This is a genomic window from Nocardia brasiliensis ATCC 700358 (genome assembly GCF_000250675.2).
GTDB classification, from domain to species: domain Bacteria; phylum Actinomycetota; class Actinomycetes; order Mycobacteriales; family Mycobacteriaceae; genus Nocardia; species Nocardia brasiliensis_B.
Genome location: NC_018681.1, coordinates 344,526 through 367,564, shown reverse-complemented (window position 1 = coordinate 367,564; position 23,039 = coordinate 344,526). Strand labels below are relative to the sequence as shown.

The 23,039-nt window shown below is 69.1% G+C and carries 19 protein-coding genes; 13 read left to right on the top strand and 6 right to left on the bottom strand.

The window, feature by feature from the left end; all coding sequences use genetic code 11:
* The first annotated feature begins 44 nt into the window (after window positions 1–44).
* A complete protein-coding gene (locus O3I_RS01605; protein WP_014981140.1) occupies window positions 45–1,256 on the top strand; it encodes a low temperature requirement protein A in 1,212 nt (403 codons plus the stop codon).
* On the opposite strand, the gene O3I_RS01600 is transcribed toward O3I_RS01605, so the two are convergent.
* From O3I_RS01600 to O3I_RS01585, 4 genes are all read right to left on the bottom strand, one after another.
* On the bottom strand, window positions 1,234–2,076 hold the full coding sequence (locus O3I_RS01600; protein WP_014981139.1) for an ion transporter: 843 nt from the start codon (window positions 2,074–2,076) through the stop codon (window positions 1,234–1,236). The two genes, O3I_RS01605 and O3I_RS01600, sit on opposite strands and share 23 nt — an antisense overlap.
* A gap of 81 nt (window positions 2,077–2,157) precedes the next feature.
* Complete coding sequence (locus tag O3I_RS01595; RefSeq protein ID WP_171904444.1) at window positions 2,158–3,810, bottom strand: GMC oxidoreductase; 1,653 nt, start codon at window positions 3,808–3,810, stop codon at window positions 2,158–2,160.
* A 185-nt stretch (window positions 3,811–3,995) separates the two neighbouring features.
* A complete protein-coding gene (locus tag O3I_RS01590) occupies window positions 3,996–5,621 on the bottom strand; it encodes an alpha/beta hydrolase (protein ID WP_014981137.1) in 1,626 nt (541 codons plus the stop codon).
* 81 nt (window positions 5,622–5,702) lie between these two features.
* Window positions 5,703–6,470 (bottom strand): sulfite exporter TauE/SafE family protein, encoded by a 768-nt coding sequence (locus O3I_RS01585; RefSeq protein ID WP_014981136.1) that lies wholly within the window; start codon window positions 6,468–6,470, stop codon window positions 5,703–5,705.
* A gap of 238 nt (window positions 6,471–6,708) precedes the next feature.
* On the opposite strand from O3I_RS01585, the gene leuA reads away from it, so the two are divergent.
* Window positions 6,709–8,502, top strand: coding sequence for a 2-isopropylmalate synthase (gene leuA / locus O3I_RS01580; protein WP_014981135.1), 1,794 nt, complete (start codon window positions 6,709–6,711; stop codon window positions 8,500–8,502).
* Between the two features lie 299 nt (window positions 8,503–8,801).
* A complete protein-coding gene (locus O3I_RS01575; RefSeq protein WP_237748240.1) occupies window positions 8,802–10,463 on the top strand; it encodes a MinD/ParA family ATP-binding protein in 1,662 nt (553 codons plus the stop codon).
* Between the two features lie 60 nt (window positions 10,464–10,523).
* Here O3I_RS01575 and O3I_RS01570 read toward each other — a convergent pair whose 3' ends face one another.
* The gene (locus O3I_RS01570; protein WP_014981133.1) at window positions 10,524–11,783 is read right to left on the bottom strand and encodes a KasA/KasB family beta-ketoacyl-ACP synthase; all 1,260 of its coding nucleotides are present in this window, start codon (window positions 11,781–11,783) and stop codon (window positions 10,524–10,526) included.
* Window positions 11,784–12,011: 228 nt separating this feature from the next.
* A complete protein-coding gene (locus O3I_RS01565) occupies window positions 12,012–12,944 on the bottom strand; it encodes a LysR family transcriptional regulator (protein ID WP_014981132.1) in 933 nt (310 codons plus the stop codon).
* 136 nt (window positions 12,945–13,080) lie between these two features.
* Between O3I_RS01565 and O3I_RS01560 the strand changes: the two genes are divergently transcribed.
* The 10 genes from O3I_RS01560 to O3I_RS01515 all read left to right on the top strand — a co-directional run bounded on the left by O3I_RS01560 (window position 13,081) and on the right by O3I_RS01515 (window position 23,034).
* Window positions 13,081–14,034, top strand: a complete 954-nt coding sequence (locus tag O3I_RS01560) for an EamA family transporter (protein WP_041563286.1) — start codon at window positions 13,081–13,083, stop codon at window positions 14,032–14,034.
* A 212-nt stretch (window positions 14,035–14,246) separates the two neighbouring features.
* Window positions 14,247–16,022 (top strand): hydroxysqualene dehydroxylase, encoded by a 1,776-nt coding sequence (locus O3I_RS01555; RefSeq protein ID WP_041562350.1) that lies wholly within the window; start codon window positions 14,247–14,249, stop codon window positions 16,020–16,022.
* Between the two features lie 52 nt (window positions 16,023–16,074).
* Window positions 16,075–16,710, top strand: coding sequence for a pyridoxamine 5'-phosphate oxidase family protein (locus O3I_RS01550; RefSeq protein WP_014981129.1), 636 nt, complete (start codon window positions 16,075–16,077; stop codon window positions 16,708–16,710).
* Between the two features lie 77 nt (window positions 16,711–16,787).
* The gene (locus O3I_RS01545; RefSeq protein WP_041562348.1) at window positions 16,788–18,026 is read left to right on the top strand and encodes a MurT ligase domain-containing protein; all 1,239 of its coding nucleotides are present in this window, start codon (window positions 16,788–16,790) and stop codon (window positions 18,024–18,026) included.
* A complete protein-coding gene (locus O3I_RS01540) occupies window positions 18,023–18,733 on the top strand; it encodes a type 1 glutamine amidotransferase (RefSeq protein WP_014981127.1) in 711 nt (236 codons plus the stop codon). The genes O3I_RS01545 and O3I_RS01540 overlap by 4 nt, the downstream gene beginning before the upstream one ends.
* A gap of 172 nt (window positions 18,734–18,905) precedes the next feature.
* Window positions 18,906–19,604 (top strand): DUF2637 domain-containing protein, encoded by a 699-nt coding sequence (locus O3I_RS42310; protein ID WP_081593869.1) that lies wholly within the window; start codon window positions 18,906–18,908, stop codon window positions 19,602–19,604.
* Between the two features lie 51 nt (window positions 19,605–19,655).
* Complete coding sequence (locus O3I_RS01530; protein ID WP_014981125.1) at window positions 19,656–20,114, top strand: hypothetical protein; 459 nt, start codon at window positions 19,656–19,658, stop codon at window positions 20,112–20,114.
* 177 nt (window positions 20,115–20,291) lie between these two features.
* Entirely contained in the window at window positions 20,292–21,179 is an 888-nt protein-coding gene (locus tag O3I_RS01525) for an ABC transporter permease (RefSeq protein ID WP_014981124.1), read from the top strand.
* Window positions 21,176–22,243 carry an ABC transporter substrate-binding protein gene (locus O3I_RS01520; protein WP_014981123.1) on the top strand — a complete coding sequence of 356 codons (1,068 nt, stop codon included), beginning with the start codon at window positions 21,176–21,178 and terminating at the stop codon, window positions 22,241–22,243. The genes O3I_RS01525 and O3I_RS01520 overlap by 4 nt, the downstream gene beginning before the upstream one ends.
* The gene (locus O3I_RS01515; RefSeq protein ID WP_014981122.1) at window positions 22,240–23,034 is read left to right on the top strand and encodes an ABC transporter ATP-binding protein; all 795 of its coding nucleotides are present in this window, start codon (window positions 22,240–22,242) and stop codon (window positions 23,032–23,034) included. Before O3I_RS01520 ends, O3I_RS01515 begins: the two co-directional genes overlap by 4 nt.
* The last annotated feature ends 5 nt before the right edge of the window (window positions 23,035–23,039 follow it).

The window sequence follows — 23,039 nt, the reverse complement described above, 5'->3', positions numbered from 1 at the left end:
CGCCTGACCGGCATCGACGGCGTCCGGGTGCGACGATGTGCACCATGATCGGTTCCAAACGGGTTCGGCTTCAGCCGGTGGCCGAGGGTGCGTCGGTGACGCAGCTCGAGCTGTTCTTCGACCTGGTGCTCGTGTTCGCGTTCACCATGGTCACCGACCTGGCGGCGGAGGAGACCAGCGCGAAGAACCTGCTGCGCGCCTTCCTCGTGCTCGCCCTGATGTGGTGGCTGTGGATCGCCTACTCCTGGCTGGGCAACGTGATCCGCGCCGACGAGGGCTTCGCCAGGGTCGCGATGTTCACCGCGATGGGCGGTGCGTTCCTCGCCGCGCTCACCATCCCCGAGGCGTTCCACGACATGGCGGGCGGCTGGTATGGCCCGCTGGTCTTCGCCATCGCGTATCTGGTCGTGCGCCTGGTGCACGTCTTCGTGTTCTGGCTGGCCAGCGCGCAGGACGCGCAGTTGCGCAACCAGGTGCTGCGCTGGGCGCTCGGTTCGATCACGATCGGCACCACCCTGCTGGTGATCGCCGCGATGACCGAGGGCAAGGTGCAGATCGCGCTGTGGATCGCCGCGATCGCGGGCGACTACCTGTGGACCCTGCTCGCGGGCACCGATTGGCGGCTGAACTCGGCGAGTCATTTCGCCGAGCGGTACGGGCTGATCATCATCGTCGCGCTCGGCGAATCGATCGTCTCGATCGGCATCGGGGTGGCCGGGCTGCCGATCTCCTGGCCGATCGCGGTGGGCGCGCTGCTCGGCTTGGCCATCTCCGGACTGCTGTGGTGGACCTATTTCGACGTCGCCGCGCTGTCCATCGAACACGAGCTCAAACACGCCGACGGCGCGCGGCAGATCAAGATCGCGCGGGGCGCCTACACCTTCTGGCATTTTCCGATGATCGTCGGAATCATCGGGCTCTCACTGGGTTTGAAGAAGGTGCTCTACTACGTCGGGGACGCCTCGCACCACACGCTGAGCGACGCGCTCTACGGCATCCCGTTGTTCGCGTTGTACGGCGGCGTGGTGCTGTACCTGGTCGCGCTGATCGGCGCGAAACACTATGCGACAGGGGCGATCAGCGTGCCGCGGGTGCTCACCGTCGTGCTGCTGCTCGCGCTGATCCCGCTCGCCGCCGCCCTGCCCGCCTTGATCTCACTGACCATGCTCTGCGCGGTACTCACGGCGCTCACCCTCTTCGAGACCGTGCGCTTCGCCCAGCCCCGCGACCAGATCAGGCACGGCGTACCTGAGTGAGCTTGTGCGCGACCCCGTGTTCGGCCGCCGTCGGCCCGTACGCCGACGGCGCCACCCGGACCCCGTCGCGCACCGCGTCCCGGATCTGATCGATGTTCTCCCGCAACACATCCGAGACGAGTTCGTCGGTGCGCGGATCGGCGAGCACCTGGAAGACGATGCGGAACGTGGTGTCGGCGATCAACCGGATGATCTCGTCGTGGAACGGGATGTAGCGCACCCGGCCGGCCTGCGGGTCCTTCTTGATCAGCTCGAGGATCATCTCGTCCATCTCGGCCCGGTTCTCCTCCAGCGCCGCCGCGATGTTGCGGGTGTAGTGGCCGGTGCGCAGCACGTGCGCCACCTCGTCCATCACCGCGATCGTCATCGGGCGCTTGATCACGTCCACGATGGTGGTCACGAACCGGTTCACCACCGCGGCGGTGATCCGGTCGCCGAAGATCCGGTCGGCGACGCGGCCGAGCCGGACCAGGATCACCACGATCCGCAGCAGCCGGAACCCGCGGAAGAACGGGCTGGTCACCGGGATCATGCCGAGGACCTCGTACCAGTAGACGAACGGGAACGTCCACGGCCAGCCCGCCCGGCGCCAGCGCCACAGGAACTCGACCGCGAAGATCCCGCAGATCGACCAGTCGACGAGCACGATCACCCGATGCGTCTGCGCGGCGACCGGGAAGAAGGTGATCCAGACGACCAGCACCACCGAGACGATCGCCAGCGCGAGCATCACGAAATCGGTCCACAACGCGGGCGGCTTACGCGGGTAATCGCCCTCCGGAAGCTCCTCGCCGACCGGAGTGGGGCTGACATAGGCCACGACGCGGATCCCTTTCGACACTGAATGGTCAGGCCGAGGGTAGTACGCGGTCCGCGCGACGGCACGGACCGCGAGCCGGTGCTACTTCCCCTGGCGGATGATCGCCTCGATATTGCGTTCGGCGAGCGCCGCGATGGTGAGCGACGGGTTCACCGTGCCGGTGCTGCCCGGGATCGCGGCGCCGTCCATCACGTACAGACCGGGATGGCCGTGCACCCGGCCGTAGCCGTCGGTGGCCCGGCCGAGCACCGCCCCGCCCAGCGGATGCGCGGTGAACAGGGCGTTGGCGTCGTAGCCGAGCGCGCCGTATTCCAGGACGGCGTCGGCCCTTTCGGCGATCCGGTGATCGACCGCGCGGGCGGCCGCGACCATCTCCGCGCGGTTCGCCGCGGGCCAGCTCAAGCCGACCCGGTTCGCCGCGCGGTCGTAACCGAACCGCGCGCGCGTCCCGTCGAGCACCATGCCCAGCGAGGCGAGCGCGCCCGTCTCGAATGGGATGCCGGGGATGTACCAGCTCTCCAGGGTGAGCGGCGCCCCCGATTCGTCGAAGATCCGGCTCGCACTCGGCACGCCCTGCCCGAGCCCGGCCAGCGCGCTCGCGCCCCGGCCGAGCACCACGTCACCGTTGGTGCCCCAGCCGTCGCCGATGTGCTCGTTGAGGTTGGGCAGGGTGCCGGTGGCCTGCGCGCGGACCAGCAGTTCCGAGGTGCCGACCGAGCCGGCGCCGAGGAACAGCTGATCGCAGGTGAGGGTGCGGGTGCCGAGCACCTCCCCGGTCGGCGCGAGCTTCGAGACGATCAGGGAGTATCGGCCGCCCGGCTCCTGGGCGATCGATTCCACCTGATGGCCGGGGAAGATCGCGGATCGGCCGGTGCCCTGGGCGTAGCGCAGATAATTCTGGTTCAGGTCGAACTTCGCGCCGTTGGAGTTGCCCAGGTTGCTGCGCGCCGCGGTGCCCGACGGACGGGAGCCGCCGCCGAGTTCGGCGCGCAGGATGTCCCAGTTGAAGATCGAGTCGTTGGGCAGTGGCTGATAGCCGGCTTTGCGCACCTGATCGTCCCAGGCCCGGGAGTGCGTGAACGGCGTCGAACCGTAGATGTCCGGCGGCATCGTGTTCAGCCGCAACATCTCTCGCACCCGGGGGTAGTAGACGCGGTCCAGCTCGCCGTAGTCGACGGTGCCGCCGAACACGTGGTCGAAGAAGCGGCGCTCCGGGGCGACCATCGCGCCGGTGAAGATCACCGAGCCGCCACCGACCGCCGCCGCCCGCCAGACATCGATGCCGGGGTAGCTGGTGCAGTCGAGCACGCCGCCGAAGCTCGCGAAATGCACCGGCACCTTGGAGACGCCGGTGAAGCTGGTGCGATGCCAGAAGCCACGGCCGTCGGGCAGGTCGTCGCCGGTGAAGATCTCCCGCCAGGGATCATTGGGCCAGCGCGAGCCGCGTTCGAGCACCGTGTTGGCGATACCGGCCTCGGCCAGCCGCAACGCGGTGACCGCGGCGCCGAAGCCGGAGCCGATCACGATCGCGGGCGAATGCTCGGGCGGATCGGGCAGCGGGGCAAAGATTTCCGGCACCCAGGCCTGGAACAGCAGATTCCAGACGGGGTCCGCGGACCCCACACCGGCCGTCAGCGACGAAGCCGAACCCGCGGCAGCGCCCAGCAGGGCGGCTGCACCCGCAGCTTTGAAGAAGGCGCGTCTACGCACCCAGCCACCTCCCTCATCACGCATGGCCGAGCGCAGATTACCGGTATTCCCGTGCGCTGAACAGTCGTTCACGGCCCGTCACCGACTGTCCGCCTGCTATTGCCCTGGCGGACTTCCGCATTCGGGTGCGCGCAGCGGGCAACGGCCAGGTGACGTCCTGGCAACGAGCCGGGTCGACCCCGGTTGACGGCACGGTTCCCGAGCCGGATTCACCGCGCGAACGGCGCCTCGTCCGGCTCGCAGGTCGCGCCCGGCGCCGGGAGTTGCTGATCGATGAGGTAGCGCTCCTGCAACCGCCGGGTGCAGTCGGTGGTGGTGTCGTGGCCATAGCCGCCGTCGATGACCACCAGGCGCGCGTTCACCAGGGCCTGCTGCGCGGTGCGTGCCGCCGACAGCGGCGTCACCGGGTCGTATCGGTTACTGAACAGCAGTGCGGGCACGTCCGAGCGCATGATCCAAGGGCCCGCGTACCGCTGCGGGTAGCCGCCCTCGGGAATCGGCCACGCGGCGCACGGCTGCCGGATGGCCAGCCAGAACGCGCCGTAGATCGGACTCTCCGCACTCAAATCCCGTGCCATCGTGGGCCATTGCGCGGGGTCGCGCGGAAAGGTGTTGTCCGCGCAGGAGATCGCGGTGAACGAATCCAGGAACCCGGGCGGCAGCGCGCTCGCGGCCAGCACGGTGCGGACCACATCGGGGTTGCCCTCCGCGCCGCGCTCGAGCTCGGTGAGCAGCTGTGCCAGTGCGGGCCAACCCTTTTCGGAGTCGTACAGCAGCAGCGCGTGCGGGGTGATGACCTCGTGATAGGTGACCGAGCGGGCCCGGTCCCCGGCCCCGACCACAATCGGCCCCTGCCGCAACCGATCCAGCAGCGCGTTGTCCCGAGCGCGCAGATCCTCACCGCCGGTCGGCTTCTGATCGGTGCGGATCTGACCGACCGGATCGGCTGTCGCCGGCTTGCCGGCGCTCGCGAAAGCACAGCGCGGCTGGCCCGCCTGCGCGCACAGCCGGAAGAATTCGGCGAGCACCTCCTCGGTGCCCGCCGCCGAGTTCGCGACCTCGGTGCGGGTATCGGAGGTGTAGGCGTCCGGGTCGATCATCGAGCCGAGGCTCAGCGCCCGCACCCGGTCGCCGAAGAGCGCGCCGTACACCTCGCCGAGATAGCTTGCGTACGAACCACCTTCGAAGGTGAGCTGGCGGTCGCCGACCGCACGGCGCAGCAGGTCGAGATCGCGGGCGGCGTCGACGGTGGTCAGGTGCGGCAGCAAGGCGGCGCTGTGCGCGGCGCAGCCCGCGGCCAGGTCCCGACTGGCCCGCGCCTGCTGCGCCTCCTGCTCGGCGGTCACCGGCGGCAGCCACGCGGCAGCCCAGAAGCGCTGCTGCTCTTCAGGATTCGCGAAGCAGCGGACCGGCGCGCTGCGGCCGGTACCGCGCTGATCGAAGGTCACCACGTCGAAGCGGCGCGCAATCTCGCCGGGGAACATCTCGCCTTGGGCCGCCCACTGCAGACCCGAGCCACCCGGCCCGCCCGCGGCGGTGAACAGGGTACCGATCCGGCGCGACTGATCCGTCGCGGGCTGACGCACGACCGCGAGTTCGATCGTCTCCCCCTGCGGTTGCGCGTAGTCCAGCGGGACGGTCGCGCTCGCGCATTGCAGTTTGCCCAACGCCTTGTCCTGGCACGACGCCCAATCCAGCCGCGGGGTCGCGGCCGCGTCGGCCTGCCCGGCCAGGTCGGCCACGGCCTGTTCGTGCTCGTCCGGGGTGCCGCAGCCGCTCAGCGGCGCCACCAGCAGGGCGAGCGCAGCGACAACGACGATCCTCCACCCACGCATACCGATTATCTTGTGCCGCGCGGGCGCGGCCGTCGTCCCCCGCAGGGATGAATTGCACCCTGAGTCGGCACCGACCACCTCCTAGGACATCAACAGCCGGACCACCGCGATGGTGCCGACCACGACGATGACCGCGCGCAACACGTTCGGCGGCATGCGCCTGCCCATCCTCGCACCGAGCTGACCCCCGATGATCGAGCCCAGCGCGATCAGCACGACCGCCTGCCAATTCACGTCCGCGATCACGATGAAGATCAGCGCGGACACGCCGTTGACGATCAGCGCGAGCACGTTCTTGACGCCGTTGAGCCGCTGGATGTCCTCGTGCACGAGAACACCGAGCAAACCGAGTAACAGCACACCTTGGGCAGCCCCGAAGTAACCGCCGTAGATGCCGGTCGCGAAGACCGCGACGAACAGCACCGGCCCGCCGTGCTTCGGCGCGGGCCCCTCCCCGTCCGCGCGCCGCGCCTTCACCCAGCGCGACAGCCGGGGCTGCACGACGACGAGTATCAGCGCCAGGATGATCAGCACCGGCACGATCGCCTTGAACGCGTTCGCGGGCAGCGTCAGCAGCAGGACCGCGCCGGTGATGCCGCCGAGCAGCGACGCAGTGCCCAGTCGCACCAAGCGTTCGCGCTGTCCGGCCAGTTCCCGCCGGTAACCGTGGACGCCGCTGATGGCCCCCGGGACCAGGCCGATGGTGTTGGAGACGTTCGCGGTCACCGGCGGCAAGCCGAAGGCGAGCAGCGCCGGAAAGGTGATCAGGGTGCCCGACCCGACGATCGTGTTGATCCCGCCCGCCGCGATGCCCGCGCCGAAGATGGCGAGCTGTTCGAGCCATGTCATAGGAAAATCCGTTCCTTGCTTCTTTGCGGAACGCTAGCGCCGTCGTCGGATGACCCGACGACGGGACCGGGCTTTCGCCCGTGTATTGCCACCCGGTAAACTCGCCGACATCATGCAGCGGGCACTTCTTCTCGGCCGCCGCGACGGGTTCTGATTGGACCGGCTCCCGTCGCGGGGTTTTGCCGCGCCGGTCGACCCAAACCTTTGGGAAACACCACACCCCCTCGGAGAAATCGCCATGTCCCCCGCTGACGCCTTCGTATCCGGCTCCCGCACCATCACGCCGCCGTCCAAGCCCGCGCCGGCCGACCAGCCCGCCTGGAATGCGCAGAAGAACTCGTCGATGCCGACCTTCCGGTACCGTCCGTTCGCCGAGGAGGTCGAGCCCGTCACGGTGCCCGACCGCACCTGGCCGGACAAGATCATCGACGTCGCGCCCGGCTGGTGCGCGGTCGACCTGCGCGACGGCAACCAGGCCCTGATCGACCCGATGAGCCCGGCCCGCAAGCGCCGCATGTTCGATCTGCTGGTGCGGATGGGCTACAAGGAGATCGAGGTCGGCTTCCCCTCGGCCAGCCAGACCGATTTCGATTTCGTCCGCGAGATCATCGAGGACGGCGCGATCCCGGACGACGTCACCATCCAGGTGCTGACCCAGTGTCGCGCCGAGCTGATCGAGCGCACCTTCGAGGCCTGCTCGGGCGCGCAGAACGTGATCGTCCACTTCTACAACTCCACCTCGATCCTGCAGCGCAAGGTGGTCTTCCGGGCCGACCGGGCGGCGGTCAAGAAGATCGCGACGGACGCGGCGGCGCTGTGCCTGCGGATCGAGCAGCAGTACCCCGACACCAACTGGCGCTATGAATACAGCCCGGAGTCCTACACGGGCACCGAACTGGAGTACGCCAAGGAGGTGTGCGACGCGGTCTCCGAGATCATCGCGCCCACCCCGGCCAAGCCACTGATCATCAACCTGCCCGCAACCGTCGAGATGGCCACGCCGAACGTGTACGCCGACTCGATCGAGTGGATGAGCCGCAACCTGGCCCGTCGCGATTCGATCGTGCTGTCGCTGCACCCGCACAACGACCGCGGCACCGCGGTGGCCGCCGCCGAACTGGGCTACCAGGCCGGCGCGGATCGGATCGAGGGTTGCCTGTTCGGCAACGGTGAGCGCACCGGCAACGTCTGCCTGGTCACCCTGGGGATGAATCTGTTCTCCCGCGGCGTCGATCCGCAGATCAACTTCTCCGATATCGATGAGATCCGCCGCACCGTCGAATACTGCAACCAGCTGCCGGTCGCCGAGCGGCACCCCTACGGCGGCGACCTGGTCTACACCGCGTTCTCCGGTAGCCATCAGGACGCGATCAACAAGGGCCTGGACGCGATGAAGGTCGCGGCCGACGACGCGGACGCCGATGTGGACGACATCGTCTGGTCGGTGCCGTACCTGCCGATCGACCCGAAGGACGTCGGGCGCACCTACGAGGCCGTCATCCGGGTCAATTCGCAGTCCGGCAAGGGCGGCGTCGCCTACATCATGAAGACCGATCACGGCCTGGCGCTGCCGCGGCGGCTGCAGATCGAGTTCTCCCAGGCGGTCCAGCGGATCACCGACGGCGAGGGCGGCGAGGTCACGCCGAAGGAGATGTGGGACGTCTTCGCCGACGAGTACCTGAGCCCGATCCGGCCGCTGGAGCGGATCCGGCAGAAGGTCACCGCCTCCGAGACCGACGGCGGCACCGACACCATCGCCGTGGTGGTCAAGGTCGACGGCGTGGAGCAGGAGATCACCGGCACCGGCAACGGCCCGCTGGCCGCGTTCATCGACGCGATCGCGACCGTCGGCTTCGACGTCCGGGTGCTGGACTACTCCGAGCACGCGATGTCCGCGGGCGACGACGCGCAGGCCGCTGCCTACGTGGAGTGCGCGATCGGCGACAAGGTGGTGTGGGGCGTCGGCATCGCCACCTCGATCACCACGGCGTCGCTGCGCGCGGTGGTCTCCGCGGTGAACCGCGCGCACTGACCCGCGACGCGGGCGGCGGGTGTCCTGGGTCAAGCTGGGCACGCTGATCGCGCAGGTCGAGTACGGTGAGAGCCGGGCGCGACGGTCGTTGATCGACCGGGCGCCCGGCTCTCGATCTTGCTGTCGGAGACCAGATATCGGCGGCGTGTCATCCGGGCGCGTCCGCCGTCCATAGTGCGTTTGCAAGCGAATACCGGCGGCCGCACACGGCGACGCGAGCCCGCGAACCCCGTGCTAGCGTTGGTTTCGCACTCAAGCGCCGAGCTCTCTGCTCGAAGTCCCGAGCAGATGGGGGAACTGTGACAACTAACGACCACAACCCGACCTCACCGCCCTGGCTGCAGAGTCAAGCGGTGGACACGGCCGACGCCACGGAGTCGGAGAAATCCGCCGAGCAGTCGCCCGAGCAGACCGGTGACGTGGAAGTGCCGGCGGCCGAGGCGGAGACGCCGGACCAGCCGGAGCAGGATCCCGCGCAGCCCGACTTCAGCGGCTCGACGGACCAGACCGTGTCCTACCCGCAGGCGTCCGCGCCGCCGCAGCCCTACGGCCCGCCCGAGGGTTTCCCGCCGCCCGGCCCGGCCGAGCAATACGGCGGCTACGCCCCGCCGAACGCCGGTCCGTTCGCGCCGCCTGGCGCATATGAGCCATATCAGACCGGCGCGTACCAGCCGGTGGCCGGACACAGCGGCAGCCATCAGATCGCGGAGGCGCCGAACCCCGGCTACGGCGAGTACCGCCAGGAGATCGGCCCCGACGGACTGGTCCGGCGCGTACCGGATCAGCCGGAAGCGCCCGCGCCGCAGCCCGAACCGCAGGCCGCGCCCATCTACAGCTGGGCCCCGCCGCCACCGCCGGTGTCGCATCAGCCGCCGCCGGTCTACCAGCAGCAGCCTCCGCCGCCGCAGCCGATGGGTCAGCAGCCGGCGCCGAGTTGGCAGGGTGGGCCGAATCCGCATCAGCCCGCGCAGCCGTTCCAGCCGCAGCACGTGCCCGCGCCGGGTCAGCCCGGTCATTCGGTCAACGACCTGAACCTGCTCAAGCGGGCCAGGCGGGCCCCGCGCAGCGGCTGGCGCCGGGCTGTGCACAAGGCCACCGGCGGCATGCTCAACCCGGGTGAGTCCGCGGCCGACGTGGTCTACCGCGACCTGGTCGACCGGGTGAACCAGCCGGTGCGCGGCGATTACCGGATCGCGATCCTCTCGCTCAAGGGCGGTGTCGGCAAGACCACCACCACGGTCGGTCTCGGCTCGACGTTCGCGTCGCTGCGCGGCGATCGGGTGATCGCGATCGACGCCAACCCCGACCTCGGCACGCTCGCGCACCGGGTGCCGCGGCAGACCCGCTCCACCGTGCGCAACCTGCTCGAAGACCAGCACATCAGCCGGTACTCCGATGTCCGCGCGCACACCTCGCAGGCGCCGAGCCGCCTGGAAGTGCTTGCCAGCGAACAGGATCCGGCGGTTTCCGAGGCGTTCAGCGAGGCCGACTACCGCAAGGCGATCGGTATCCTGCAGTCGTTCTACAACATCATCCTGACCGACTGCGGCACCGGCCTGATGCACTCGGCCATGGCGGGCGTGCTCGATATGGCCAGCTCACTGGTGCTGGTCACCTCGCCCGCGATCGACGGCGCGCGCAGCGCCTCGGCCACGCTCGACTGGCTCGATCACCACGGCTACGGCAAACTCGTCGAGCGCACCGTCGTGGTGGTCAACGCGTCTCGCCGCGGCGCCTCCACCGTCGACCTGGATCAGCTGCGCAAGCTGTTCCTCGACCGCACCCGCGCGGTGCAGGTGGTGCCCTTCGACGACCACCTCGCCGAGGGCGCCGAGATCGATCTGGAACTGGTGAGCAAGCCGACCAGGCGGGCGCTGCTGGAGCTGGCCGCGATGGTCGCCGACGACTTCGGTTACGTCGGCGCCCAGCAGTACCACCACCCGGGCCCGATGGGTCACTGAAAACCTGAAAAACGTTGCGGCCCGGCACTTCTGTGCCGGGCCGCGGTCGTTTGCGCGATCTCAGTACTTGCCGAACAGCACCGCGGAGTTGTGCCCGCCGAAGCCGTACGAGTTGTTCATCACGTACTGCACGTCGGTGTATCTTGTTGCGCCGCTGACGATGTCGAGATCGATCTCGGCGTCCCGGTGGTCCAGGTTGAGGGTCGGCGGGATCGCGCCGTCGCGCAGCGTCAGCACCGAGATCGCGGCCTCCAGTGCGCCCACCGCGCCGACCGAGTGGCCGAGCGCCGACTTGGGCGCGTAGATCGACGGATGGTTGCCGATCGCGGCCGAAACCCCTTTGGCCTCGGCCACATCGCCGAACGGCGTGCCGGTGGCGTGCGCGTTGACGTGATCCACCTCGGCGCCGTCGACACCCGCGGTCTCCAGCGCGCGCCGCATCGCGCGCGCGTTGCCCCGGCCCTCCGGGTCCGGCGCCACCAGGTGGTAGCCGTCGGCGGTCAGGCCCGCGCCGAGCAGCCGGGCGATCGGCCGGGCGCCCCGTGCCAGCGCGTGCTCCTCGGCCTCCAGCACGAGCAGTGCCGCCGACTCGCCGAAGACGAACCCGTCCCGGTCCCGATCGAACGGACGCGAGGCGCGTTCGGGTTCCCCGACCCGCGAGCTCAACGCCCGCATGTTCGTAAAGCCCGCCAGCGCAAGGGCATTGATACGGCCCTCGACGCCACCCGCGACGATCATGTCGGCCTCGCCGAGAATGATCGAGCGCCACGCGTGCACCAGCGATTCACACCCCGACGAACATGCCGACACCGGCGTCACCACACTGGCCCGGGCACCGAGTTCGAGTCCGAGCACCGCCGCGGGCCCGTTCGGCATGGCCATCGGGATCGCGAACGGCGAGACCTTGCGGTAGCCCTGATCGCGCAGGATGTCGTTCGATTCGACGATCACCTCGGCGCCGCCCACGCCGGTGCCGATCGAGACGCCGAGCCGGTCCCGGTCCACCTCGGGTGCACCGAGGGTCTCCCAGATCCGTTTGCCCATCACGTAGGCCACCTGCTGGACGTAGGACATGCGCCGCTTCTTGACCCGGTCCAGCTCGGCGGTCGGGTCGACCTTGAACTTCGCACCGATATCGATCGGTAAGCGTCCGCTCTCGACCTCCGGGTCGTCGAGCTTGCGCACCCCGCTCTCGCCCGCGAGGAGCCCCTTCCAGGTGGACTCGGCGTCGGCGCCGAGCGCGGAGGAAACCTCGACCGCGGTCACCACCACGCTCCGGAATCCTCCGTTGCGGGTGGAGAACTCGGTGATATCGCGCATTGCTGTCGCGTGTCCTTTCGTATTGCCGGATAGCCTGTCCTGCAATTTATTTGGCCGATCGACGGCGCGTCATGTGCGGAACACTCACAGCCGGGCGCGGGAGTTGTGCGAAGTTACCAACGACGCCGACGCGTTCGCCCCCTAAGCTCGGCACTCGACCCCCGGTACCAGTGGCTTCGCCGAGCCGGACCCGAACGGCCGCGAAACCCCCTGTGCGAACTCGACAATTCACCGCAGGCCGGTTCGGCTCCCGTCCGGCGGCGGGGAACCGGCGGTGACGGTGGCGACGGCGTCCCGGAACGCCGCCAGCACGGCCGCGATGGCGGGGCGGTGCTCGGCGCGGCGGCGGGTGGCCAGTTCGTAGACGCGGGCGGCGCGCACACCGGTGAGCCGCAGCACCGACAAGCCGGGGTGCGAGACCGCATAGCGCGGCATCAGCGCCACGGCGTAACCGGACGCGACCACGGTTTCGATGAGGTGGAATTCGTTGAGCCGCTGCGCTATTCGTGGCCGCACCCCGGTGACCGTGGCGATCGAGCGGAGCACGTCGTCGATCGGGAAGCCACCCTTGACGCTGAGCCAGGTCTCGTCCGCGAGTTCCTCCGGGGTCACCGCGGAGCGTCCGGCGAGCCGATGGGTCGGCGCGACAACGACATCGATGGGTTCGCGCATCAGCATGTGCACCGAGATGCGCGAATCGGCGACGGGCGCGGCGCGCTCGTCGCGGTGGGTGAGCACCACGTCGTTGTCGGCGAGCAGCCGGGGCAGGTCGGCGGGCGGCAGGTCCCAGTCGGTGGCGACCACGTCGACGCCGCTGTCGGTCATCGCGGGCAACACCAGGGGCAGCAAAAGCGCTCCGCCCGAAGGGAATACGGCCACCCGAACCCGGCCGCGGGGCGAGCCGCGATAGTGCGCCATCTCCGCCACGGCACGATCCATCGCCGCGAGCACCTCGTCGGCGCGCACCACCAGCGCCTGCCCCGCGTCGGTGAGCCGGACCCGGCGGCCGTCCGGCTCCAGCAACGCGACGCCCGCCTCCCGGGCCAGCACCTTGAGCTGCTGCGATACCGCCGACGGCGTCATCGAGAGCGCGGCGGCCACGGCGGCGATGGTGCCCCGATCCGCGAATTCGCACAGCACCCGCAGCCGGTCCAGCGACATCGGCGGGCCGCCGGGATGCTCAGCCACCGGCGCCCGTGCCGAGCGAGCACCGCGCAACGATCATGAAGCAAAACTACATCAATGATCCGTATTTATTCGATTGTTCTGATGGTTAGCCGAACGCACGATGGACCACGTGACCGCTCGTGATCGACTGCTCGGATTTACCGTCGTCCTGCTCTGGGGACTGAACTTTCTCGCCATCCGCGTGGGCCTCGATCACTTCCCGCCCTTCTTCTTCGCCGCGCTGCGGTTCGCGGTCATCGCGGTCCCGGTCCTGCTGTTCGTCCCGCGGCCGCAGGTGCGGACGCGCTGGCTCCTGCTGTACGGCACGGGTTTCGGCATCCTGCAGTTCGCCTTCCTGTTCACCGCGATGCGGGTCGGCATGCCGACCGGCCTCGCCTCGCTGGTGCTGCAATCCTCCGCACCGTTCACCGTGCTGCTCGGCGCCCTGTTCCTACGGGAACGGATCCGGTCGATCCAGGTCGCCGGCATCGCGGTCGCGCTGGCGGGCATGGCGGTGATCGGCTGGGACCGGCTCGAACACGCCACCCTGCTGCCGGTGCTGCTGACCCTGGCCGGCGGTCTGGGCTGGGCCTTCGGCAATATCGGCGCGCGCCAGGCGACGGTCGAGTCACCCGGCCTGAACACCCTGCATCTGACGCTGTGGCTGGCCGTGGTCCCACCGCTGCCGTTGTTCGCGCTGTCCGCGGCCGCCGAAGGCCCGGCCACCGGCTGGCACGCACTCGCCGACTCCTTCTCCGCGGCCGGTTGGCCCGCCCTGGTGGCACTCGCCTACATCGCGGTGCTCGCCACGGTCATCGGCAGCGGCATGTGGACCTACCTGATGAGCCGCTACCCCGCCGGCGTCGTCGCACCGCTGACGCTGCTGGTCCCTGTCGTCGGAATCGCCGCTGCCTGGGCGTTTCTCGACGAAACCCCCACCCCCCTGTCCCTGGTCGGTGGCGTGATCGTCATCGCCGGTGCGTTCGCCGCCACCTCCGGCAAGCGCACCGCGACCGCCACCGGCCAGGCCGCGTCCCCCGACGCGGCCACCGATCGTCCCCGTCCGCAACTGATCGAGGCCTGAACCCGCCCGGATATTCATGTGTGCCAAAGGGTTCTGGCAACCGTCGTCACAGGTTCGCCTATCCCGGCGCCGATATCGCTATGCTCACAGCCATTGTCCGAATCAGCGTTCCCTCGGGCGAGGCACGGGGCGGGTACGCCGGTTCGGGACCTGCCGCTTTACAGTAGTGACAACATGTAACAAAGGTCCCGAGGCTAGGCACAGAGCGGCGCATGGCAGAAAATCGGTGGACCGTATCGCGCAGGAACGTACTTCGCGGCACGGTGACGGCGGGGGTAGCAACAGCGGGGGCACTGCTGACCGGCGCGCTCAGATCCGGGCCTGCCGCCGGTGATCCGGGCGGCAGGCGGGTCGCGGTACTCGGCGGTGGCGTCGCGGGTTTGACCGCGGCGCACGAACTGATCGAACGTGGTTTCGAGGTCACGATTTTCGAGCGACGCGCCTGGGGCGGCAAGGCGCGCAGCGTGCCGGTCCCCGGCACCGGGTCCGGCGGCCGGCCGGATCTGCCCGGCGAGCACGGTTTCCGCTTCTTCCCCGGCTTCTACCAGCACGTGCCCGACACGATGCGGCGAATTCCGTTCGGCGACAACCCGAATGGCGTATGGAACAACCTGGTCGCGGTGCCGGAGGCGCGCTTCGCCCGGCGCGGCGGCGACGATTTCCGAGTACCGCTCGGCTTCCGCGCGCGCGGCCCGTTCAGTCCGGACGCCTTCCGCGAGACACTCGGCGCGGCTCTGTCGACCGCGTTGAAAATGCCGCCCGCCGAAGGCATGTACTTCGCCGACCGCCTGCTGGTCTTCAACAGCAGCTGCGATGCCCGCCGGGACGGCCAGTGGGACAACACTTCCTGGCACGACTACGTCGGCAACCACGCGCGCTCGCACGAGTTCCGCGCGCTGCTCTCGCGCACGCTGACCAGCATCATGGTCGCCGCCAAGGAGAACGTCGCCAGCGTCCGCACCATCGGCAACATGGGCGAGCAGTTCCTCGGCAACCCGCTGGAGATCGGCAACGACGGCGGGATGGACCGGGTGCTGAACGGGCCGACCAACGCGGTCTGGATCGAGCCGTGGCTGGACCGATTGCGCACGCTCGGTGTGACATTCGTGCTCGGCGCCGAGGTGCGCGAGCTGGCACTGCGCGACCGCCGGATCAGCGCCGCGCGCATCGTCGACGAGCACGGCACGCACCGCAGCGTCGAAGCGGACTACTTCGTCGTCGCGCTGCCCGCCGAACGTGCCCGCATGCTCTGGTCGCCCGAGCTGCTCGAGGTCCGTCCCGAACTGGGCGCGATGGACAGGCTGGTCACCGATTGGATGAACGGCATCCAGTTCTACCTGCGCAGGCCCGCCGATATCTCGCGCGGCCACGCCGCCTATATCGACGCACCGTGGGCGCTCACCTCGATCAACCAGAATCAGTTGTGGACCCGGAAATTCAGCGAATTCGGCGACGGCACCGTGCAGGACTGCCTTTCGGTGGACATCTCCGACTGGAACACCCCGGGCCTGCTGTACGGCAAACCCGCCAAGGAGTGCACGCACGAGGAGATCGCGCGCGAGGTCTGGGCACAGCTGGCGGCGCATCTCGACGACCGCGGCGACGTACTGCGCGAGGCCGACCTGCACTCGTGGTTCCTCGATCCGGGCATCACCTGGCAGGCGGACAAAGGCCGCAACGCGAACGCCGATCCGCTGCTAATCAACACGGCGGGCTCCTGGGCGCACCGGCCCGCACCGCACGGCGCGCTCGAAAACCTGTTCCTGGCAGGCGATTACGTGCGCACCAATGTCGATCTCGCGACGATGGAGGGGGCCAACGAGTCGGCCAGGGCCGCGGTCAACGCCCTGCTCGACGTGGCGGGCTCGAACGCCGAACGCTGCCGGATGTACACCCTGTACCGCGCACCCGAACTCGAACCGCTGCGCCGCATCGACGCCGACCGCTACGCGGCGGGGCAGCCGAACCTGTTCGACGTCGCGATCTGAGCGATCGATCGGAAGGAAGATCGCCTCGCCCGCGCAGATGCTTGAATCAACTGTGGGCGAAATCAGCGATCAGATCACCGACCCGGCCGACCTGCGGCGACTACTCGGCGAGGTCACGCCGCTCGCGGCGAACAAGGAGCGCGTCGCGCTGCATCCCAGGGATCGGGACTGGATCGCGGCCACGCCCTTCCTGGTGATGAGCACCAGCGACGCCGAGGGCAACTGCGACGCCTCGCCCAAGGGCGACCCGGCCGGCTTCGCGAAGGTCCTCGACGACCGGACCATCGCGATCCCCGAGCGGCCGGGCAATCGACGGGCCGACGGGTACCTGAACATCCTCGCCAACCCGCACGTCGGCCTGCTGTTCATCATTCCCGGGCGGCCGCAGACCCTGCGGATCAACGGACGCGCCAAGCTGGTGCGCGACGCACCGTACTTCGACGACATGGTGGTGCGCGGCCACCGCCCGATCCTCGCCGTCGAGGTGTCGATCGAGCAGATCTATTTCCACTGCGCCAAAGCGTTCCTGCGCAGCCATCTCTGGCAGCCCGAGCAGTGGCCCGACGACGGCCTGCCCAGCTGGCCGCACCTGGTCAAAGAGGTGCAGAGCGAGGTCACCGCGACGATCGAGCAGCTCGAACAGCACTACGCCCCCGCCAACTACAACGCCAAGCTCTACCAGGGCTGATGCCGCTCGAGTGGGACGGGTACCGGCCGAGGACAGCTGGCGGAGCCTACGGCGCCGGTCGACACTAGACTCGCGGCGTGGCAGACATTTCGGTGCGTGGGCGAATCGCGCTGCGAGCCGCGGCGGCAGCGTCGTGGGCGTCGCAGCGGGCGGGACGCGGTAAGGGATCGATGATCGGCGGGCTCATCGCGCTGCAGATCGACAAGACGATCATGGACCAGCTCGGGCGCGGCAAGCGCACGGTGCTGATCACCGGCACCAACGGCAAGTCGACCACGACCAGGATGACCACGGCGGCGCTCAGCACGCTCGGCGCGGTGGCCACCCAGGCCGACGGCGCGAACATGGACGCGGGCATCGTCGCCGCGCTCAGCGCGCACCGCGGCGCCCCCCTGGCCGCGATCGAGGTGGACGAGCTGCATCTGCCGCACGTCACCGACTCGCTCGATCCGGCCGCGGTGGTGCTGCTCAACCTGAGCCGCGACCAGCTGGACCGGGTGGGCGAGATCAACATGATCGAACGCAGGCTGCGCGCGGGCCTGGCCCGCCACCCCGGCACCGTGGTGATCGCGAACTGTGACGACGTGCTGGTCACCTCGATCGCCTACGACCACCCGAACGTGGTGTGGGTGGCCGCGGGCAGCGGCTGGTCGATGGACGCCACCAGCTGCCCGCGCAGCGGCGAGCCCATCCGGTGGGAGGGCAGCCACTGGCGCAGTACCGGCGCGGATTTCGAACGGCCCGAACCGAATTGGTGGCTGGACGGCAACGACCTGGTCGGCCCGGACGGGGTACGGTTGCCGCTCGAGCTGGCCCTGCCCGGCCGTGCCAATCGGGGCAACGCCGCGCAGGCGGTCGCCGCTGCCGTCGCGCTAGGCGCCACCGCCGCCGACGCGGTCGCCGCCACCGGCACGGTGCGCGAGATCGCGGGCCGCTACCGGACCGTGCAGGTCGGCGAGCATGCCGCGCGACTGCTGCTGGCCAAGAACCCGGCGGGCTGGCAGGAGGCCCTCTCGATGATCGAACCCGCCTCGGCCGGACTCGTCATCGCGGTGAACGGACAGGTACCCGACGGCGAGGATCTGTCCTGGCTCTGGGACGTGCGGTTCGAGCACTTCGAAGGGGTCCAGGTGGTCGCGTCGGGTGAGCGGGCCACCGACCTCGCGGTGCGCCTGACCTACGCCGGTGTCGAACACACGACCGTGCCGAATCCGGTGCGCGCCATCGCCTCCTGTCCCGCCGGGCACGTCGAGGTGCTGGCGAACTACACCGCGTTCCGTGACCTCAACCGCGACCTCGACGGACGGACGGCATGACCGAATCGATAGTTCGCATCGGGCTGGTCCTGCCCGACGTGATGGGCACCTACGGCGACGGCGGCAACGCGCTGGTGTTGCGCCAGCGGCTGCGGCTGCGCGGCTACGCCGCCGAGATCGTCGAGATCACCCTGGCCGACCCGGTACCCGACTCGCTGGACGTGTACACCCTTGGCGGCGCGGAGGATTCGGCCCAGCGACTGGCCACCCGGCATCTGCAGCGCTACCCCGGGCTACAGCAGGCCGCCGCGAAAGGCGCTCCGGTGCTTGCCATCTGCGCCGCGATCCAGGTGCTCGGCCAGTGGTACGAGACCTCCTCGGGTGAGCGGGTCGACGGTGTCGGCATGATCGACGTGACCACCTCGCCGCAGGCCGAACGCGCGATCGGCGAGGTGACCACCACGCCGCTGCTGCCCGGCCTGACCGCGGCGCTGACCGGCTTCGAAAACCACCGCGGCGGTACCAAACTCGGCGGCGACGCGACCGGCTTGGCGCGGGTCACCCGCGGCGTCGGCAACGGCGTCGGAGATGGCTTGGAGGGCGTGGTGCAGGGTTCGGTGCTCGGCACCTATATGCACGGTCCCGCGTTGGCGCGCAATCCGGAACTCGCGGATCTGCTGCTGATGCGGGCGCTCGGCGTCTCGGAGCTGGCGCCGTTGGACCTGCCCGAGGTCGAACAGTTGCGCAGGGAGCGGCTGCGCGCCTAGGCGATACGCCAGGTATCGATTACCGCCCGGCAGCGCGGAATTCCGGCCCGATGTGCACGCAACGCACATCGGGCCGAATTCATTCATCGCGCCGAGTCCGTAAATGAATGCGTTCGCGACTCGAACCATTCGCTCCGTCGGATAGCGCGTCGCGCGCGCTACGCTCCCCGCTATGACGACGATCACGCCGGGCGCTCCTGCCGAATCAATAAAGCAGCCGGCCCGTCCCGCCACGTGGTCGCGGGTACGCAGCCTGCTCCGGCCGCGTCCGTTGTATCTGTCGCTGCTCGTTTCCGCCGTGGTGGCGATGAAAGCGTTCGAAATGTCGTTTGCCGCGCTCCATCATCTCGCCGTGCGGAATCTGGTGGAACCCGGCCTGGCCTCGAATGTGCCGATCGCCATCGACGGCCTGGTGGTCGGCTCCATCGTGGCCACCGCATCATTTCCCAAACGCAGCCCGGGGTGGTGGTATGCGACCGGACTATTCGTTCTTTCCACCCTGGTTTCGGTCGCCGGAAATATCGAATACGCGCGGGAAATCGGCGGCGGCCCGGTGTCTTTGATCATCTACGCCGGAATGCCGCTCACCTTGCTCTTCGCGGTCCACCTCACCTTGATCCTGCTGGCCCGCAGCACCGCGCGGCCCGCGCCCGTCGTCGAGCCGGTGCTCTCGACCGAGCCGGACGAGGTCGCCGACCCGGTGACATCGCCCCAGCTCAATGGCCACGAATCGGAGCTGGATGGCCATGCTCCGATGGCACCCGCGGCGATGGTGAGCCCCGCACCGCCCGGTGGGCCGCGTACCCCCCTGCGCTTCAACGGTTTCGAGGCCGCGAACGGCCGCACCCTGCTCAACTCCAACAACCGATAGACAGGTTTCGCTGAAAATACATCCGCGCTCGACTACTTCGATGGAGTAAACATGGCTCTCACAGTCTGGCAGGACCAAGACGTCGATCAGTTCCGGGAAGTCGCGAGCAGGCTCGCCTCGGTGATCCAGAGCAGTGTTGATCGATCGGGCGCATTGAGCCAGCTCACCGAAGCCGTGGAAAGCGGGGACGCGTTCACGGACCTGTTGATCGAATTCGCCGGCCGCTGGTTCCACGAAACCGGCGGGCAGTCGGTTCTGATCGGGCCGGAATTGTTCTGGTTGCTCTCCGAACCCAGTCTGCGCAAAGGGATCAGCAACGCCGTGCGTGGCCCGGAAACCGCACCGGATCTCGAATACTCCGTGAGCAGGCGCAGCCGAAAGTTATTGCTGATCTGCGTCTTCGAGACGTTGGCGCAGAACCAATGGCTGGCGGGCAACATCAGCGAGCACATCAATATGAGCGTGACACCGAACGCGACAATCAACACCAGCATGAACGGGGTCGGCTGAAATCGTTCGGACGGGCGCGGCCGGACGTCGTACGTCCGGCCGCGCCCGAATTATGTTCACGGCGTTCTTAACTCTCCCCCGCCCCGGCCCACCCGGATAACGTCGACGTTTGCCGTGCTGGGCGGCGAATCGTGAGGAGAGTGTCGTGTCCGACGTTGGCCTGCTGGGCAGGGCCGGATGACCGCGATCAGCTCACCGGAGACGCCGACGATCGCGGCCGGAGCGGCCCCGGTGCCGGTACGACGCCCGCACCGCTCGCGCCGCTCGATCAGGCCGGTGCTCACCCGCGTCGCGGCGCTCGGCCTGGTGCTCGGACTCTGGACGGTGCTCACCGCGGCGGGCTGGGTCGATCCGCTCTATCTGCCCTCGCCCCGCGCGGTATGGGATGCGTTCGTGCGGGCCAACTCCCGGCACCAGGTCGCGGCCGGCGTCGACCGCACGGTGATCGGCGAACAGAACTATTACCTGTGGGAACACCTGGTCGCCAGCTTGCAGCGGATCGCGGCCGGAGTGGGCCTCGCGATCGTGGCCGGGCCGCTGGCCGGCTTCGTGATGGGCATGCTCACGCCGGTGCGGCTGATCACCGAGCCGATCCTGAACTTCCTGCGGTCGCTGCCGCCGCTCGGCTACATCGGCCTGCTGATCGTCTGGTTCGGCATCGGTGACGTGTCCAAGATCTGGCTGCTGTTCCTCGCCGCCTTCCCGCCCATCGCGATCGCCACGCTCAGCGGCGTCACCGGGGTCAAGCAGGACTACCTGAACGCGGCCCGCGCGCTGGGCGCCGGTCGGGCGCAGGTCGTTTCGCGGGTGGTGCTGCCCGCGACGCTGCCGGAGGTGATCGGCGGTATCCGGATCGCCACCGCGTTCGCCTGGACCACCGTCGTCGCCGCGGAGCTGAACAACGGCATTCCCGGCATCGGCGGCCTCGCCTACATCGCGGGCACACAACTGAATACGCCGCTGACCATCGCGTGCATCATCGTGATCGGCTGCGCCGCACTAGCGCTCGACTCGGTCATCAAATTTCTTGGTGCCAAAGCAGTTCCGTGGAAAGGCAAGGTATGAAATCCGCTGTGCGTCGTGCCGTCACGACCGGATTGGCCGTGGCGGCAGTCCTCGCGACCACGGCGGGGTGCGTCGAATCCGGCCGCGGCGACACCGGCGCCACTGGTGCACAGGCGAGTTGCCCGTTCGCCGCGGACCCCGGCGTCACCACGACGGCCCGGCTCGGTTACCAGGCGATCCCCAACGCCGACCTGCTGGTGAAGGATCGCGGGCTGCTCGCCGCCTGCCTGCCCAACGCGAAAGTCACCTGGAGCCAGTTCGCTTCGGGCGCCGACGTGGTGCAGGCGTTCGGCGCGGGCAGCCTCGACATCGGCACACTCGGCTCGGCGCCCGCGACCAAAGCGCTGTCCGCACCGTTGCAGCTGCCGGTGCGGGTGCTGTGGATCCACGATGTCATCGGCAAGTCGGAGTCGCTGGTCGCCAGGGACGCCGCGGTCACCGACCTGGCCGGGCTGCGCGGTAAGCGCGTCGCGACGCCGTTCGGCAGCACCGCGCACTACAGCCTGCTCGCCGCGCTGGGCCGGGCCGGCCTGGCCGCGGACGTACAGCTGATCAACCTGAAACCCGACGCGATTCCCGGCGCGTGGACCGGTGGCCAGATCGACGCGGCGTGGGTGTGGGATCCGACCCTGTCGAAACTGCTCGAATCCGGTGGCCACATCGTGACGTCCAGCGCCGACACCGCCGCGGCGGGTGCGCCGACCTTCGATCTGGCGGTGGCGGACCGGAAATTCCTGGACGAGCACGCGCGCTTCGCGGTGGTCTGGGCGAAACTCCAGGACTACGCCGTCCAGCAGCTGCGGACCGCGCCCGCGGACGCGGCCGTCTCGATCGGCGCGCAGCTCGGCATCGACCCGAAGCTGGTGGGGCCGCAGCTGGCCGGGTACACCTATCTCGGCGCGGCCGAGCAGGCCGACGCGAAGTATCTCGGCGGCGGCTTCAGCGGCGATCTGCGCAAGACCGCCGAATTCCTGTCGAGCCAGGGCGGCATCGACGCCGTCGGCGACGAAACCGCCTACCGTGACGGCATTTACGTCGATGCCGCGAAGGGCGCGGGCTCGTGACGGTGCGCGCCGACGTGCGGCACCGGGTCACCCTCGCCGGGGTGAGCAAGTCCTACCCCGGCGACGATGGTCCGACGCAGGTGCTCGCCCCGACGGACCTGACCATCGAGAGCGGCGAATTCGTCTGCGTCGTCGGCCCTTCCGGCTGCGGCAAATCGACGCTGCTGAACCTGCTCGCCGGCTTCCTCGAGCCTACCGAGGGCACAGTCCGGGTCGGTGACCGTCCCGTCACCGGACCGGACCCCGACCGCGGCGTCGTCTTCCAGCAACCCAACCTCTACCCGTGGCTCTCGGTCCGGCAGAACGTCGAGTTCGGCCCGAAAGTCCGTGGCGTGCCCAAGGCTCGGCGCGTCGCCGAGGCGGAGCGGATGCTGTCCCTGGTCGGCCTCGACCACCTCGGCGGTCGCCGACCCTACGAGCTGTCCGGCGGGCAGCAGCAGCGCGCGCAGATCGCCCGCGTACTGGTCAACGATCCACAGATCATCCTGATGGACGAGCCGTTCGGCGCGCTGGACGCGCTGACCCGCGAAAAACTCCAGGGTGAACTGCTCACGCTGTGGCGCGATCGCCGCAAGACGGTTTTCTTCGTCACCCACAGCATCGAGGAAGCGCTCCTGCTCGGCACCCGGGTCCTGGTCATGGGCACCCGTCCCGGCCGGGTGAGCTACGACGAGCCCACCTCGTTCAAGGCCGATCTCGTCGAGCCGACGTTCGCCGCCATGCGCGACCGGGCCGGTTTCACCACGATGCGCGACGAGGTCTCCGCCCAGATCTACGCCGCGCACGAATAGCGCTC

Coding starts and splice junctions, on each gene's coding strand:
- O3I_RS01595 (WP_171904444.1), bottom strand. CDS start 3,810: ATGCGTGATGAGGGAGGTGGCTGGGTGCGTAGACGCGCCTTCTTCAAA.
- O3I_RS01520 (WP_014981123.1), top strand. CDS start 21,176: ATGAAATCCGCTGTGCGTCGTGCCGTCACGACCGGATTGGCCGTGGCG.
- O3I_RS01525 (WP_014981124.1), top strand. CDS start 20,292: ATGACCGCGATCAGCTCACCGGAGACGCCGACGATCGCGGCCGGAGCG.
- O3I_RS01605 (WP_014981140.1), top strand. CDS start 45: ATGATCGGTTCCAAACGGGTTCGGCTTCAGCCGGTGGCCGAGGGTGCG.
- O3I_RS01590 (WP_014981137.1), bottom strand. CDS start 5,621: ATGCGTGGGTGGAGGATCGTCGTTGTCGCTGCGCTCGCCCTGCTGGTG.
- O3I_RS01565 (WP_014981132.1), bottom strand. CDS start 12,944: ATGTCGCTGGACCGGCTGCGGGTGCTGTGCGAATTCGCGGATCGGGGC.
- O3I_RS01555 (WP_041562350.1), top strand. CDS start 14,247: ATGGCAGAAAATCGGTGGACCGTATCGCGCAGGAACGTACTTCGCGGC.
- O3I_RS01540 (WP_014981127.1), top strand. CDS start 18,023: ATGACCGAATCGATAGTTCGCATCGGGCTGGTCCTGCCCGACGTGATG.
- O3I_RS01570 (WP_014981133.1), bottom strand. CDS start 11,783: ATGCGCGATATCACCGAGTTCTCCACCCGCAACGGAGGATTCCGGAGC.
- O3I_RS42310 (WP_081593869.1), top strand. CDS start 18,906: ATGACGACGATCACGCCGGGCGCTCCTGCCGAATCAATAAAGCAGCCG.
- O3I_RS01530 (WP_014981125.1), top strand. CDS start 19,656: ATGGCTCTCACAGTCTGGCAGGACCAAGACGTCGATCAGTTCCGGGAA.
- leuA (WP_014981135.1), top strand. CDS start 6,709: ATGTCCCCCGCTGACGCCTTCGTATCCGGCTCCCGCACCATCACGCCG.
- O3I_RS01585 (WP_014981136.1), bottom strand. CDS start 6,470: ATGACATGGCTCGAACAGCTCGCCATCTTCGGCGCGGGCATCGCGGCG.